Annotated in this window: 17 protein-coding genes; 16 read left to right on the top strand and 1 reads right to left on the bottom strand. The window is 35.8% G+C overall.

The window, feature by feature from the left end:
• Nucleotide 1 precedes the first annotated feature (1 nt).
• The 6 genes from LRP83_RS15325 to LRP83_RS15300 all read left to right on the top strand — a co-directional run bounded on the left by LRP83_RS15325 (nt 2) and on the right by LRP83_RS15300 (nt 4,051).
• The gene (locus LRP83_RS15325) at nt 2-1,033 is read left to right on the top strand and encodes a hypothetical protein (protein WP_230497561.1); all 1,032 of its coding nucleotides are present in this window, start codon (nt 2-4) and stop codon (nt 1,031-1,033) included.
• Nucleotides 1,034-1,044: 11 nt separating this feature from the next.
• On the top strand, nt 1,045-1,749 hold the full coding sequence (gene ccmA / locus LRP83_RS15320) for a heme ABC exporter ATP-binding protein CcmA (RefSeq protein ID WP_230497560.1): 705 nt from the start codon (nt 1,045-1,047) through the stop codon (nt 1,747-1,749).
• Entirely contained in the window at nt 1,746-2,426 is a 681-nt protein-coding gene (locus LRP83_RS15315) for a heme exporter protein CcmB (protein WP_230497559.1), read from the top strand. The genes ccmA and LRP83_RS15315 overlap by 4 nt, the downstream gene beginning before the upstream one ends.
• A 2-nt stretch (nt 2,427-2,428) precedes the next feature.
• Nucleotides 2,429-3,175, top strand: a complete 747-nt coding sequence (locus LRP83_RS15310; protein ID WP_230497558.1) for a cytochrome c biogenesis protein — start codon at nt 2,429-2,431, stop codon at nt 3,173-3,175.
• Between the two features lie 211 nt (nt 3,176-3,386).
• Nucleotides 3,387-3,512 carry a CcmD family protein gene (locus LRP83_RS15305; protein ID WP_230497557.1) on the top strand — a complete coding sequence of 42 codons (126 nt, stop codon included), beginning with the start codon at nt 3,387-3,389 and terminating at the stop codon, nt 3,510-3,512.
• A 26-nt stretch (nt 3,513-3,538) separates the two neighbouring features.
• Complete coding sequence (locus LRP83_RS15300) at nt 3,539-4,051, top strand: TlpA family protein disulfide reductase (RefSeq protein WP_230497556.1); 513 nt, start codon at nt 3,539-3,541, stop codon at nt 4,049-4,051.
• Between the two features lie 77 nt (nt 4,052-4,128).
• Here LRP83_RS15300 and LRP83_RS15295 read toward each other — a convergent pair whose 3' ends face one another.
• On the bottom strand, nt 4,129-4,797 hold the full coding sequence (locus tag LRP83_RS15295; protein WP_230497555.1) for an SIMPL domain-containing protein: 669 nt from the start codon (nt 4,795-4,797) through the stop codon (nt 4,129-4,131).
• A 181-nt stretch (nt 4,798-4,978) separates the two neighbouring features.
• Here LRP83_RS15295 and spoIIIAA point away from each other — a divergent pair, with 181 nt between their 5' ends.
• The 10 genes from spoIIIAA to accC all read left to right on the top strand — a co-directional run bounded on the left by spoIIIAA (nt 4,979) and on the right by accC (nt 12,255).
• On the top strand, nt 4,979-5,902 hold the full coding sequence (gene spoIIIAA, locus LRP83_RS15290; protein ID WP_230497554.1) for a stage III sporulation protein AA: 924 nt from the start codon (nt 4,979-4,981) through the stop codon (nt 5,900-5,902).
• The gene (spoIIIAB, locus tag LRP83_RS15285) at nt 5,903-6,418 is read left to right on the top strand and encodes a stage III sporulation protein SpoIIIAB (RefSeq protein WP_230497553.1); all 516 of its coding nucleotides are present in this window, start codon (nt 5,903-5,905) and stop codon (nt 6,416-6,418) included.
• Nucleotides 6,419-6,435: 17 nt separating this feature from the next.
• The gene (spoIIIAC, locus tag LRP83_RS15280; RefSeq protein ID WP_127737492.1) at nt 6,436-6,642 is read left to right on the top strand and encodes a stage III sporulation protein AC; all 207 of its coding nucleotides are present in this window, start codon (nt 6,436-6,438) and stop codon (nt 6,640-6,642) included.
• A 15-nt stretch (nt 6,643-6,657) separates the two neighbouring features.
• Nucleotides 6,658-7,047: a stage III sporulation protein AD gene (gene spoIIIAD / locus LRP83_RS15275; protein WP_230497612.1), complete on the top strand. Its 390-nt coding sequence runs from the start codon at nt 6,658-6,660 to the stop codon at nt 7,045-7,047.
• A gap of 34 nt (nt 7,048-7,081) precedes the next feature.
• Nucleotides 7,082-8,281 (top strand): stage III sporulation protein AE, encoded by a 1,200-nt coding sequence (gene spoIIIAE, locus LRP83_RS15270; RefSeq protein ID WP_230497552.1) that lies wholly within the window; start codon nt 7,082-7,084, stop codon nt 8,279-8,281.
• Nucleotides 8,282-8,292: 11 nt separating this feature from the next.
• Nucleotides 8,293-8,925 carry a stage III sporulation protein AF gene (spoIIIAF, locus tag LRP83_RS15265; protein WP_230497551.1) on the top strand — a complete coding sequence of 211 codons (633 nt, stop codon included), beginning with the start codon at nt 8,293-8,295 and terminating at the stop codon, nt 8,923-8,925.
• Complete coding sequence (gene spoIIIAG / locus LRP83_RS15260; protein ID WP_230497550.1) at nt 8,915-9,580, top strand: stage III sporulation protein AG; 666 nt, start codon at nt 8,915-8,917, stop codon at nt 9,578-9,580. Before spoIIIAF ends, spoIIIAG begins: the two co-directional genes overlap by 11 nt.
• Nucleotides 9,581-10,132, top strand: coding sequence for a SpoIIIAH-like family protein (locus LRP83_RS15255; RefSeq protein WP_230497549.1), 552 nt, complete (start codon nt 9,581-9,583; stop codon nt 10,130-10,132).
• A gap of 258 nt (nt 10,133-10,390) precedes the next feature.
• Nucleotides 10,391-10,888 (top strand): acetyl-CoA carboxylase biotin carboxyl carrier protein, encoded by a 498-nt coding sequence (gene accB / locus LRP83_RS15250; protein WP_230497548.1) that lies wholly within the window; start codon nt 10,391-10,393, stop codon nt 10,886-10,888.
• Between the two features lie 14 nt (nt 10,889-10,902).
• On the top strand, nt 10,903-12,255 hold the full coding sequence (gene accC / locus LRP83_RS15245) for an acetyl-CoA carboxylase biotin carboxylase subunit (RefSeq protein ID WP_230497547.1): 1,353 nt from the start codon (nt 10,903-10,905) through the stop codon (nt 12,253-12,255).
• The last annotated feature ends 21 nt before the right edge of the window (nt 12,256-12,276 follow it).

Here is a 12,276-nt window from a genome sequence, read left to right as displayed (position 1 = left end):
GATGAAAAAGTTTTGGTTTAGCTTGATTTTCTGCTTCTTACTTACTCCTTCCTTACTTGTGTCAGCATTTGGTCAAACACCTGTTTATGTTGATATGGAATACATTATCATCAGACCTAGTGATGAGGGCACTGTTGCTCTTATGCATATGACAAGTGTTAAGAACCTACTGGAAGAAGAGTACAAAGGTGATGGGCAATCGAAGACGGTCTTAACAGTCAACATTCCAAAAGGGGCTACCAACCTACAAGTTCACGATAATTCTTTAGGGATGACTGAAATAAACAGTGGATTTACAACAACTAAAGCAATTCCAGCCAAAGAGTCGATTATCCTTCCATATAGCTACTGGCTAGAGAATAGTAAGGATGGGATTGAGTTTCAATATCCTTATCCAGTTCAAGCTATGCAAATTTTAGTTCCAGAAAAATCTGGCAGTCTAATGATTCAAGGGTTAGAGTATACGATCCAAGATTTATTTGAATTTGAAGGTCAGAAATACTATGGCTATAATATTGCAGGCATAGCTGAAGACCAACCGTTTACTGTTATTTATGATCAAGAGAAACAGCCTTCTCCAGATCAAATTCAAGCAGCCATTGATGAGAATGCTACAACAGCTAATAAGGAAAATGCTGAGAGTGATAATGCTGCTTTAGGTGATATTACTCATTCCGCTCCCGTTTTTCATAATCCTGGACATATTCGTATGTGGTATCAATCACCATTAAGTGGTTTTGAGCCCCATGTTTTAATGATTGTGCTTGCTGTAATTCTACTTGGTGGAACTGGCTATTATTCCTACTTTAGGTGGAAAGGTAAGTTGCTTGAAGATCAACGATTGTCAGATAAAGAAGAGCAAGCCTTTCTACTATTAATTAATAAACGAAAAGCAATAATGGATAAAATTGAAGAGCTTGAAGAGAACTATACTGATGGACAGATTTCGGATGAAGACTATCAAAAAAAATTAGAAGCTTTCAAGCACCACCTCTTACAGGTTAAATTGAATCTACAAAAATATACCGAGTAAGGGGGATTAAAGTGATACAGACAAAACAGCTTATCAAACGTGTAGGCGATAAGGTCATTCTTAGGGGTGTAAACTTATCTATAAAAGAAGGGCAAACCGTTGCCATATTAGGTCCAAATGGGGCGGGTAAAAGTACCATTTTGAAAGTTATTGCGACCTTAATAAAACCATCTAGTGGGGAAGTATTGATTAATAATAAGGAAATAAAGAAGCATGCACTTGAAGTTAAATCGTTGATTGGTTATTTACCACATGCAAGCTTACTTTATGATCACTTTACACCATTAGAGAATCTAATATTATTTGGAAAATTATATGGCGTAAAGGACGTTGAGAAACGGGCTAAAGAATTAATCGAAAAAGTTGGCTTATCCTTTTTCCTACATGAGCCTGTTAAAAGCTTTTCAAGAGGAATGATTCAAAGAGTAGCTATCGCTCGTGCAATTGTTCATGAACCAAGAATCATATTGCTAGATGAACCCCATACAGGACTTGATCAACAGGCGATTGTCATATTAAATAAAGTAATCCTTGAGATGAAGGCCCAGGGCACTACAACAGTGATGGTAACGCATGATTTTAAACAAGCGGCAGAAATTTGTGACCGAATTATTATAGTGAAAAATGGTAAGATTGTCGATGATTTTATGCTAGAGAATAACAATCTCGATTTAGTTTTTGATAAATACGCATTACTAACGGAGGGAGTCGTATGAGTATATTTACTAATGCTCTCTCTATAGCTTGGAAGGATTTATACTCTGAATGGAAGACTAGACAAGTACTAACCACAATGATCATCTTTGCAGGTTTGGTCATAGTAGTTTGTAGTTTTGCTTTTGACCCAACTAATAACACGACAAAAGCAGTTATACCAGGTGCCATTTGGATTATCATTGTTTTTTCAGGGATTTTAGGGCTTAATCGTTCCTTTGTTTCAGAGCAAAAAAATGATAATATGCATGCTCTATTAACAGCACCATTAGATGCAGCAAGTATTTATTTAGGGAAATTTCTAGCTAACTTTATCATGCTGTTAATTGTTGAAATTGTGGCGATACCATTTTTATTCTTACTTTTTGATTTTCGTGAAATGGGGAGTTTTCCTTATTTTATACTAGTCTTATTTATTGGTAGTTTTGGTTTTGTAGCAATAGGAACGTTTCTCGCTGCTTTAGCGGCCAATTCAAGGAGCAGTGAAATGCTGCTACCGATTATGTTGTTCCCACTGGTTAGTCCTATTCTAATTGGTGCAGTTCAGGCAACAAAAATCATCCTTACAAATATTGATAAATTGCCTAATGCCATTTCCTGGATACAGTTAATTGGTGGTTATAATGTTATTTTCTTCGTATTATGTGTCTTATTATTTGAATATGTGTTGGAGGTGTAGAAATGAAGACAACATTAAATTTAGAGCAAGAACCGTTCACTAAGCTTAAGGATTCACTTGTCCACAGGGTATTAGTATGGGCTACAATTATATCTATTTTAACTTCCTTCTACTTAATATTTATTTACGCACCATTAGAAACTACTATGAGAGAAGTACAGAAAATTTTCTACATTCATGTTAGCTCAGCTTGGGTTGCTTTTCTAGCATTCTTTGTCGTATTTGTCCTTAGTATTATGTATCTAGTAACTCGGAAAAGAATTTATGATATTTATGCTGGTATATCAGCAGAAATTGGAGTTGTTTTTACAACCATCGTTATGACAACAGGTCCGATTTGGGCGAGATCTTCATGGAATACGTGGTGGGCTTGGGAACCAAGATTAACGACGTCGTTAATTCTTTGGTTCATCTATTTAGCTTATATCATGATTCGTCAAATGGATGGTGCTTGGGATAAGAAAGCTCGACTATCTGCCGTGTTTGGGATTATTGGATTTATTGATGTTCCTATCGTATTTATGGCTATTCGCTGGTGGCAATCTAAATTCCATCCAATCGTGTTTGGAGATGGTCCTAGTCAAAAAGGTGGCGGTGTTGAACCAGAAATGCTAGTTGCCTTAATTACTATGACAATCTCATTTACGCTTTTGTACGTAGTGTTATTACAAAAGGGTGTTTATTTAGAAAAAGCCAAAATTACAGTTGAAAATTGGAAAGAAAAATTACGTGAAAAATTAGTCGGCTAATAAAAGGGTGTCTTCGCAGAAATTGTTGTTTTTCGAAGACATATTAATTCCCGTATAAAATATGGGTTTCGTGCTCTTTTCCTTACTCAAAAAAAATTCACACTTAAGAAATTGGTAGATAAAACCGTAAAAATCCAAATTCCGATTTTTACTTTGATTCAAATAGCACCAAAGTTTACGAAAAGAGCCTAATCAAAGGGAGGAAACGAAAATGGCATATATGTTAGGTGCGTATTCAGTAGCTTGGGTAATTATATTTGTTTATTTATTAACCATTGGAAAACGCCAAACAAAAATTGTTAAGGAAATTGAATTTATTAAAGAAATGGAAAAGTAAGTAATGCCCAGTTTAGGGGGATATATATGAAAAAAGAAACACTCATTAAGTTAATCGTGTTGGCAGGGGTAATGGCTATGTTTATATTTTTTGCCATTAGTTTACGGCAGCAGAGTGGAGATATTACGGGGGTAGGTGAGACAGCCTACAACTTTGAAATGGAAGATTTGGATGGAAAACTACAAAAGTTATCGGATTATAAGGGCCAAGTAGTAATCTTAAACTATTTTGCCACCTGGTGTACACCTTGTATTGATGAAGCTCCAGAATTGGAAGCTTTTGAACAAGAATATGGTGATCAATTTAAGCTACTAATCATCGACAGAGGGGAAACTAGGGATCGAGTAAAAAAATATGTGGCAAAATATAAAACAACTTCCACTTTTTTATTCGATTATAATCATAAAATATCCAAAAAGTATAATGTAGTAGCTCAGCCAGAGACATTTGTCATTGATCAAGCTGGAACGATTAGAGAACACCATATTGGACCTATTAGTAAGTCAGATCTTTATGCATTAGCATCAAAGTACCATTAAAACTATTAAAAAAGCAAAGATTTGGAGGGATTTACCCAAATACTTTGCTTTTTTAATAGTTTTTATGTGTTTTCCTTTTAAGAATATAGGTACTTCACCAACACATCAGCATTAAACTGAAGGATTCCTGGCTGAAATTGTTCAGTTGACACACCTTTAACAAACGTCAATTGCGGCTCAATCGGCCCATTTACCTTTCTAAGTTCTTCAACGTGTACAGGAGTAGAACTCCATTTAACTTTTAAATTATCCACAATTACCTCTGCCTTTTCATGTGCATTTCTTAAAGCTCTTTTTAATGCTTGTAAATAGTAAGGATTTGGATCAGATACACTAAATTGAACATTTGAAACATTATTTGCCCCTGCTTCAATAACTCTATTAATAATTGCCCCTAGCTGATTAACTGCATCTAAAGTTACTTTCAATAAATTCGATACACGATACCCACGGAAAATCTGTTTTCCATCTACATAGTCGTATTCAGTACTTACTTGATATTCTACTGTTTGCACATTCTTCTGAGGAACATTAAAGGTACTTAATACAGAAATAATCCTAGAAATGGTGTCTGAATTCTCTTTTTGAGCTTCGGTTAAATCCTTCCCTTCAGTAATTACACCAATCGTTGCAGATGCTTGATTAGGTACTGCCGTCACCATTCCTTCTCCGATTACCTTAATTATATTCTTATTCTCTAATCCCTCATTTTGATTTCGATAGACTGAACGATAAGGATAATACATGTTTATTCCTCCCTTTCCTCTCCTTATATAAGTATTTTCGATTGTATTCGAACATTCTAAAATCCTCAAAAATCAAAATCTATTAAAAAATTTCAGATTATAAAATATAAATGAAAGTCATAATGTGTCCAAGCAGGCATACATTTTAAATAATGAGAGATTGACCTCGAGGAGGAGACACATGGAAACAGTCCTATCCTTTTTACCAAAAACAATAATAGAACAATTAGAGCAGATCCCTCCTATTCAGAAATTAGAGATTGAGGAAATCCGAATTCGAACCAATCGTCCTATCGAAGTAACAATGGGAGGAAGAACTATTTTTCTTCCTTATTTAATCAATGTTGAAGATGCTAATCAGCTATTAAACAAAATTAGCCATCATTCCATCTATGCTCTTGAAGAGGAGTTAAGGCGAGGGTATATCACGATTGATGGAGGTCATCGAATTGGACTAGCTGGTAAGGTTATATTAGAGGCTGGAAAGGTAAAAGCATTAAGGGATATTTCATCCTTTAATATTCGAATAGCAAAAGAGAAAATCGGTATTGCCGAAACATTAATACCTGCTCTTTATGATCAACAATGGAAACATACGATGATTATTGGTCCTCCTCAGACGGGAAAAACGACTTTATTAAGGGATCTAGCAAGAATCGTTTCATCTGGTGATCATAAAAACGGTATACCTGCTAAAAAGGTAGGAATTGTCGATGAAAGGTCTGAAATAGCTGGATGTGTCAATGGTATTCCACAATTAACCTTTGGTCCTAGAATCGATGTATTAGATGCTTGTCCTAAAGCAGAAGGAATGATGATGATGATTAGGTCTATGAGTCCTGATGTGTTAGTGGTGGATGAAATAGGTAGATTAGAAGATACTGACGCAATATTAGAAGCTGTAAATGCAGGAATCAAATTGATTATGACAACTCATGGTGATTCGTTCGAGGAAATCCGAAAACGTCCTAGTTTACAAGCAATCCTGAAACTTGAGATTTTTCAGAGGTACATTGAGTTAAGTCGAAGTAACGGTCCAGGTACCATTACAAGGATTAAAGACATCAATGGCAATGAGATTTCAAGTAAAGTGAGAGTGACCTAAATGATGAAAATCATTGGAGCCATATTCATCATTGTCGCCACTACTTGGACGGGGTTTGAAGCTTCTAGACATTTAAGCGAAAGGCCAAGACAATTAAGGCTTTTAAAATCAGCCTTACAATCGCTTGAAGCAGAAATAATGTATGGACACACACCGTTACATGAAGCGGCTAGAAGGTTATCAACCCAATTAGCTAAGCCTATATCCTGGTTCTTTGAATCATTCGCTAAAAAGCTAACAGAATCGGATACAACTGTTAAAGATGCTTGGGAATCAAGCCTTAAGGAGATATGGAAGTTAACTGCTTTTAAACAATCAGAATATGAAATTATGAAGCAATTTGGAGAGACGCTTGGTCGTCACGATCGTTTGTCCCAGCAAAAGCATATTTTGCTCACACTTTCTCATCTAGAAAGAGAGGAAATGGAAGCAAGGGATAGGCAATCCAAATATGAAAAAATGGTAAAAAGTTTAGGCTTTCTTTCGGGATTATTACTAATCATTTTATTGTTGTAGCTATAGGAGGAGAATTAATGGGGTTAGAGGTCGATATCATCTTTAAAATCGCTGGAGTTGGAATCGTGGTAGCCTTTTTACACACCATTCTCGATCAGGTTGGTAAAAAGGAATATGCACAATGGGTGACACTCTTTGGATTTATCTACATTTTATTTATGGTCGCAAACATAGTAGATGATCTATTTCAGAAAATTAAATCAGTCTTTTTATTTCAAGGTTAAAGGAGGATTCCCGCCATTGAAATTTTGCAAATCGTTGGCATAGCACTTGTAGCTACCTTTTTAGCCCTTATTGTAAAAGAACAAAAACCAAATTTCGCTTTTCTATTAATTGTCTTTGTTGGTTGTGCAATTTTTCTCTTCCTTGTTGATCAAATCTATGCCATTTTCCAAATGCTTCAAAAGATAGCTGTAAATGCTAATGTGAATTTAATCTATGTGGAAACGATATTAAAAATTATTGGAATAGCCTATATTGCTGAATTTGCTGCTCAAATTACCAAAGATGCTGGTCAGGGAGCGATTGCTTCAAAAATAGAACTCGGAGGGAAAATATTAATTTTAGCCATGGCAATTCCAATCTTAACAGTAATGATTGAAACCATAATTCAACTCATTCCTAATTAAGAATCAGCAATATCTTTCAAAAAAGGGGTGTACTATGAAGCAACGGCTCCCGACCTTAATAATCATACTAATTCTATTTTCTCTTCTTTTTACTCCAGTTGTCCAAGCCATACAAGAGACGAGCCAAGGCGAAACGCCTAAAACACCTCAGCAACTGGTTGAGTTACAGTTAGAATCGTTGAATATCGACGAATTAAAGCAATATTGGGAAGATGTCAAACACCAATATGGTGGATTTTTACCGGAAAGTCAAAAGGGAAGTTTATACGATTTTATTAAAGGTGAGAAACAATTTTCTTTTAAACTATGGTTTTCTGGTATGTTTAAATTTGCTTTTCAGGAATTTATTATGAATGGAAAATTGTTAGGTTCTTTAATTTTATTAACTATCTTTAGCATGTTTCTTCAAACCTTACAAAATTCGTTTGAGCAAAGCTCCATTAGTAAAGTCGCTTATGCAATTGTTTTTATGGTCCTTATGATAATTGCCTTAAATAGCTTCCATGTCGCTATTAATTATTCGATGGACGCCATAAATACTATGATCTCGTTTATTTTAGCCTTAATCCCATTACTGTTGGCATTAATTGCATCCTCTGGTGGACTGATTTCAGCAGCTTTCTTTCATCCAGTCATACTTTTTCTAATGAATTTAAGTGGTGTATTTATCCAATATGTCGTACTACCCATGCTATTTTTATCCGCATTACTAAGTATTGTAAGTACACTCACAGAACACTACAAGGTTACACAGCTGGCCAATCTTTTAAGGAATTGGAGTATTGGTTTACTAGGATTATTCTTAACTGTATTTCTTGGAGTTATTTCTGTTCAAGGTGCCTCAACAGCCATCACAGATGGAGTAACAATTCGAACAGCCAAATTCATTACTGGAAATTTCATTCCGGTAATAGGACGAATCTTTACAGATGCCACAGATACAGTTATTAGCGCATCTGTTTTACTCAAAAATACGGTTGGGATAGCAGGGGTAGCGATTTTAATTTTAATTGCCGCATTCCCAGCCATAAAAATTTTAATGATTGCCTTTACTTATAAATTTGCTGCGGCAATTCTTCAGCCACTTGGTGGAGGACCAGTTATTTCTTGCTTGGATATTATTAGTAAAAGTGTTATCTATGTTTTTGCAGCCTTAGCCATCGTTTCACTTATGTTCTTTCTGAGTATTACAGTCATTATAGCAGCCGGAAACTTAACCATGATGGTAAGGTAGGTGAGAAAAAAGTGCAATTTTTAACAGAATGGGTTACTAATATCATTATTTTCGTTTTATTAGCTACTGTAATTGATATGTTGTTACCAAATACCAATCTACAGAAATACACAAAAATTGTTACTGGACTATTATTAATAGCAATTATACTGACCCCAGTATTAAAACTAATTTCAAAGGATTTTGAGACTGCGCTGCAATCTATCCCTATTTTTGAAGGTACTGAAGAAAAAAATATGGAAAATTTAATAGAATTGAAGAAAAAAGAAATACAAGCCTCACAACGTGCATATATTTTAGAAACAATGGCTGTCCAACTAAAAGAGGGCACTGCGGAGGAGTTGATGAATCAATACGGCTTAGAAGTCGCAAACATTGATATTACACTTGATGAAACAACCAAACAGTCTTTCCCAGACAACCTCCAAAAAGTCATTGTTCAGTTAAAGCAATCAGAAGAAGAAGCTAATGTCGTTGCAGTGATCAAGCCAGTGGAGATTAACACCAATCAACCTTCACAAACAAAACGATTGACAGCTCAATCAGAAGAGATTACATCGCTTCTAGCTGAAAGATGGAATGTATCAGAAGGTGCTATTGAAGTTTTGATTGAAGGGGAGGTGACAGACAATAATGGACCGTAAAGGACCCATTTCATGGTTAAAACAATTGCTGTCAAAAAGTGAAAAACCAGAGAAAAAAAATACTAAATATCAGTATTTATTAATTGTTGGAATTTTTGGAACAACGATAATGTTGGCAAACAACATTCTATTCTCTGATACAAAAAAGGGAGAAACAGTTCCTACCTTTCAAAATCAAACGGTGACTGAGGAAGATGTGGAGGCATTTGGAAATAAGACTGGTGGTGCTGGAAACGACACCATTTCTGATTATGAAAGTGCCTATGAAGCTGAGCTTAAAGATGCCTTGGAACAAATGCTTGGTGTCAATAAGGTATCGGTCATCGTGAATGTAGACGCTACAGATAAAAAAGTATTAGAAAAAAACACTGTAACTCAAACCCAAACAACAAATGAAACTGATCGTGAAGGTGGTACACGAAAGGTTGAGGATGTCTCTGTTGATGAACAATTGGTCATCGTTAGAAGTGGCGAAAAAGAAGGACCGATCCTCATCGAAACAAAGAAGCCATCCATTCGTGGTGTTTTAGTTGTTGCACAAGGTGCCGAAAATATTCAAGTGAAAAAATGGATCATTGAAGCGGTTACAAGGGTACTAGATGTACCAGTTCACCGAGTAGCAGTGATGCCCAAAAAAACTAAGGGGGAATCTTAAATGTTATTGAAAAAACAAACAGTATGGTTATTAACAATGCTTAGCTTAGTGGTGGTATTATCAGTATATTACATTACATCACCAGAGCAACAAAAGATGACAGACATGGCAAATGTGGAAGAAAAACAAGATGGGGCTATGACTACTGATGTAACGTCGTCTGAGAAAGATGATACTATCATTTCTGGAATTGCATCTGATGAGGAATTCGAAACTTTACGTATGGAATTAGAAAATTTCCGTAGTGAAAGAAAAGAAAAGCTAGAAGCGATTATGGCTTCTACGGATCTACCTTCTGATCAAAGAAATGCTGCTTATGATGAATTTAATGAATTAGATGATGTTGCTAAGAATGAAGCAGTAATTGAAACAATGATTAGGGCTTCGTTAGGGTATGAGGATGCACTAGTTCGTGCTGATGGTGGGAAAATTGTTATCACAGTAAAAGCAGAAAAGAAGTCAGCAAAAGCTGCAAACGATATTATTAAGCTTGTAAAAGATGAAATCGGAATGATGCAATACGTAACAGTAGATTTTAAAACTGAAGAATAATGGATTGTGAGGAAAGCCTGATCGGCTTTCCTTTTATTATTTTAAGTAGAGAAATTCCAATCTACATTGTTTATTTTACAAAAAATAATATATGATGACAGTAGTCAATAGTAAAAATATTTAGTTGATTACATTACTTTATTGAACTTTCATAAGAAATTATCGTATAGTATTAGTATCTAGTCATAATTCCTTTATGGTTATTTATTTTTAAAAACTTTTAACAGAATATAAATAGTGGACAAGGAGTGTTTTTTCGTGCTAAAAGTTCAAGAAATTCGCGAGCTCATTAAATTAGTCGATCAATCCAACATTGATGAATTTGTTTATGAATCAGAAGGTTCCAAAATTAAAATGAAAAAAAATGCGGTTGAGACAATTACGGTATCTCAACCACAGCAAGTAGCAATTCCAGCCGTACAACCACAACAGGTGGCGGAACCAGTTGCAGTTCAAGTAGTACAATCAGCTCCTACACAGCCTGTACAAGAAGTTGTTAAGGAAGATACTTCCAACTTACATAAAATTACGTCACCTATGGTGGGTACATTCTATCAATCACCATCACCAGATGCAGATGTATATGTAAAACCAGGTTCTAAGGTAACGAAGGATTCGGTTGTATGTATCGTTGAAGCGATGAAGCTCTTTAACGAAATTGAAGCTGAAGTAAATGGTGAAATAGTAGAAATTCTTGTTAAAGATGGACAGCTAGTTGAGTATGGCCAACCGCTATTCTTAGTTAAGCCTGAATAAGGAGATACTTGCGGATGATAAAAAAATTATTAATTGCCAATCGTGGAGAAATTGCAGTACGGGTCATTAGAGCCTGCCGAGAGTTAGGGGTAGAGTCTGTCGCCGTGTTCTCAGAAGCAGACAGAGAATCGTTACATGTTCAATTAGCAGATGAGGCTTATTGTATTGGTCCTACATCATCAAAGGAAAGCTATTTGAATTTTACTAACATCATAAGTGTAGCGAAATTAACTGGTTGTGATGCCATACACCCTGGATATGGATTTCTCGCTGAAAATGCTGATTTTGCTGAATTATGTCGTGAAGTTAATATTACTTTTGTTGGACCAAGTCCTGAAGCGATTACGAAGATGGGGACAAAGGATATTGCTCGCCAAACAATGGCAGATGCAGGTGTTCCAATTGTTCCAGGATCAAAAGGAATTATTAAGAATATTGAGGAAGCAATCGAGCTTTCCAATGATATGGGATATCCAGTGATCATAAAAGCTACGGCTGGTGGTGGCGGTAAAGGAATTCGTGTTGCGAAAAATGAGCAAGAGCTCATTAAAGGAATTTCCATTACTCAACAAGAAGCGGCTACTGCTTTTGGAAATCCAGGAGTATATATTGAGAAATACATTGAAGATTTCCGTCATGTTGAAATACAGGTATTGGCCGACTCCTATGGAAATACGATTCATCTAGGTGAGCGTGATTGCTCTATACAGCGTCGATTACAAAAGCTACTTGAAGAAACTCCTTCTCCTGCATTAGATGGAGAAATCCGTGAAGAGATGGGGAATGCGGCTGTAAAGGCAGCACAAGCCGTTGAGTATACAGGAGCGGGAACAGTAGAATTTATTTATGATTATCGTAATCGTAAATTTTATTTCATGGAAATGAACACCCGTATTCAAGTAGAGCATCCAGTAACAGAAATGGTAACAGGAGTCGATTTAATTAAGGAGCAAATCAAAGTTGCATCTGGAGAGAAGCTTCCATTAACACAATCTGAAGTCACCTTTACAGGTTGGGCAATTGAATGTCGGATTAATGCTGAAAATCCTGAAAAGAATTTCATGCCATCACCAGGAAAAATCAAAATGTATTTACCACCTGGTGGATTTGGGGTTAGAATAGACTCAGCAGCTTACCCAGGATATTCGATTCCTCCTTATTATGATTCAATGATTGCCAAAGTTATTGCTTACGGAAACACTAGGGAAGAAGCAATTTCTAGAATGAAGCGTGCGTTAAGTGAATTTGTAGTTGAAGGAATTCATACGACCATTCCGTTTCACCTTAAGCTACTAGAGCATGAAAAATTTGTTGAAGGTCAGTTCAATACGAAGTTTCTTGAATTGTATGATGTCATGAAATCATAATAAATTACGGGAGGGAACTTA

Origin of the sequence: Pseudoneobacillus rhizosphaerae, from assembly GCF_917563885.1 — a bacterium.
Lineage (GTDB): Bacteria > Bacillota > Bacilli > Bacillales > Cytobacillaceae > Pseudoneobacillus > Pseudoneobacillus rhizosphaerae.
Note: the sequence above shows the minus strand (reverse complement) of the source record. Positions and strands in the feature narration are given on the sequence as shown.

Bases quoted from the DNA above. Each gene is read 5' to 3' on its own strand.
- LRP83_RS15325 (WP_230497561.1), top strand. From the start codon at position 2: ATGAAAAAGTTTTGGTTTAGCTTGATTTTCTGCTTCTTACTTACTCCT.
- LRP83_RS15315 (WP_230497559.1), top strand. From the start codon at position 1,746: ATGAGTATATTTACTAATGCTCTCTCTATAGCTTGGAAGGATTTATAC.
- LRP83_RS15310 (WP_230497558.1), top strand. From the start codon at position 2,429: ATGAAGACAACATTAAATTTAGAGCAAGAACCGTTCACTAAGCTTAAG.
- LRP83_RS15305 (WP_230497557.1), top strand. From the start codon at position 3,387: ATGGCATATATGTTAGGTGCGTATTCAGTAGCTTGGGTAATTATATTT.
- LRP83_RS15300 (WP_230497556.1), top strand. From the start codon at position 3,539: ATGAAAAAAGAAACACTCATTAAGTTAATCGTGTTGGCAGGGGTAATG.
- LRP83_RS15295 (WP_230497555.1), bottom strand. From the start codon at position 4,797: ATGTATTATCCTTATCGTTCAGTCTATCGAAATCAAAATGAGGGATTA.
- spoIIIAA (WP_230497554.1), top strand. From the start codon at position 4,979: ATGGAAACAGTCCTATCCTTTTTACCAAAAACAATAATAGAACAATTA.
- spoIIIAB (WP_230497553.1), top strand. From the start codon at position 5,903: ATGATGAAAATCATTGGAGCCATATTCATCATTGTCGCCACTACTTGG.
- spoIIIAC (WP_127737492.1), top strand. From the start codon at position 6,436: ATGGGGTTAGAGGTCGATATCATCTTTAAAATCGCTGGAGTTGGAATC.
- spoIIIAE (WP_230497552.1), top strand. From the start codon at position 7,082: ATGAAGCAACGGCTCCCGACCTTAATAATCATACTAATTCTATTTTCT.
- spoIIIAG (WP_230497550.1), top strand. From the start codon at position 8,915: ATGGACCGTAAAGGACCCATTTCATGGTTAAAACAATTGCTGTCAAAA.
- LRP83_RS15255 (WP_230497549.1), top strand. From the start codon at position 9,581: ATGTTATTGAAAAAACAAACAGTATGGTTATTAACAATGCTTAGCTTA.
- accC (WP_230497547.1), top strand. From the start codon at position 10,903: ATGATAAAAAAATTATTAATTGCCAATCGTGGAGAAATTGCAGTACGG.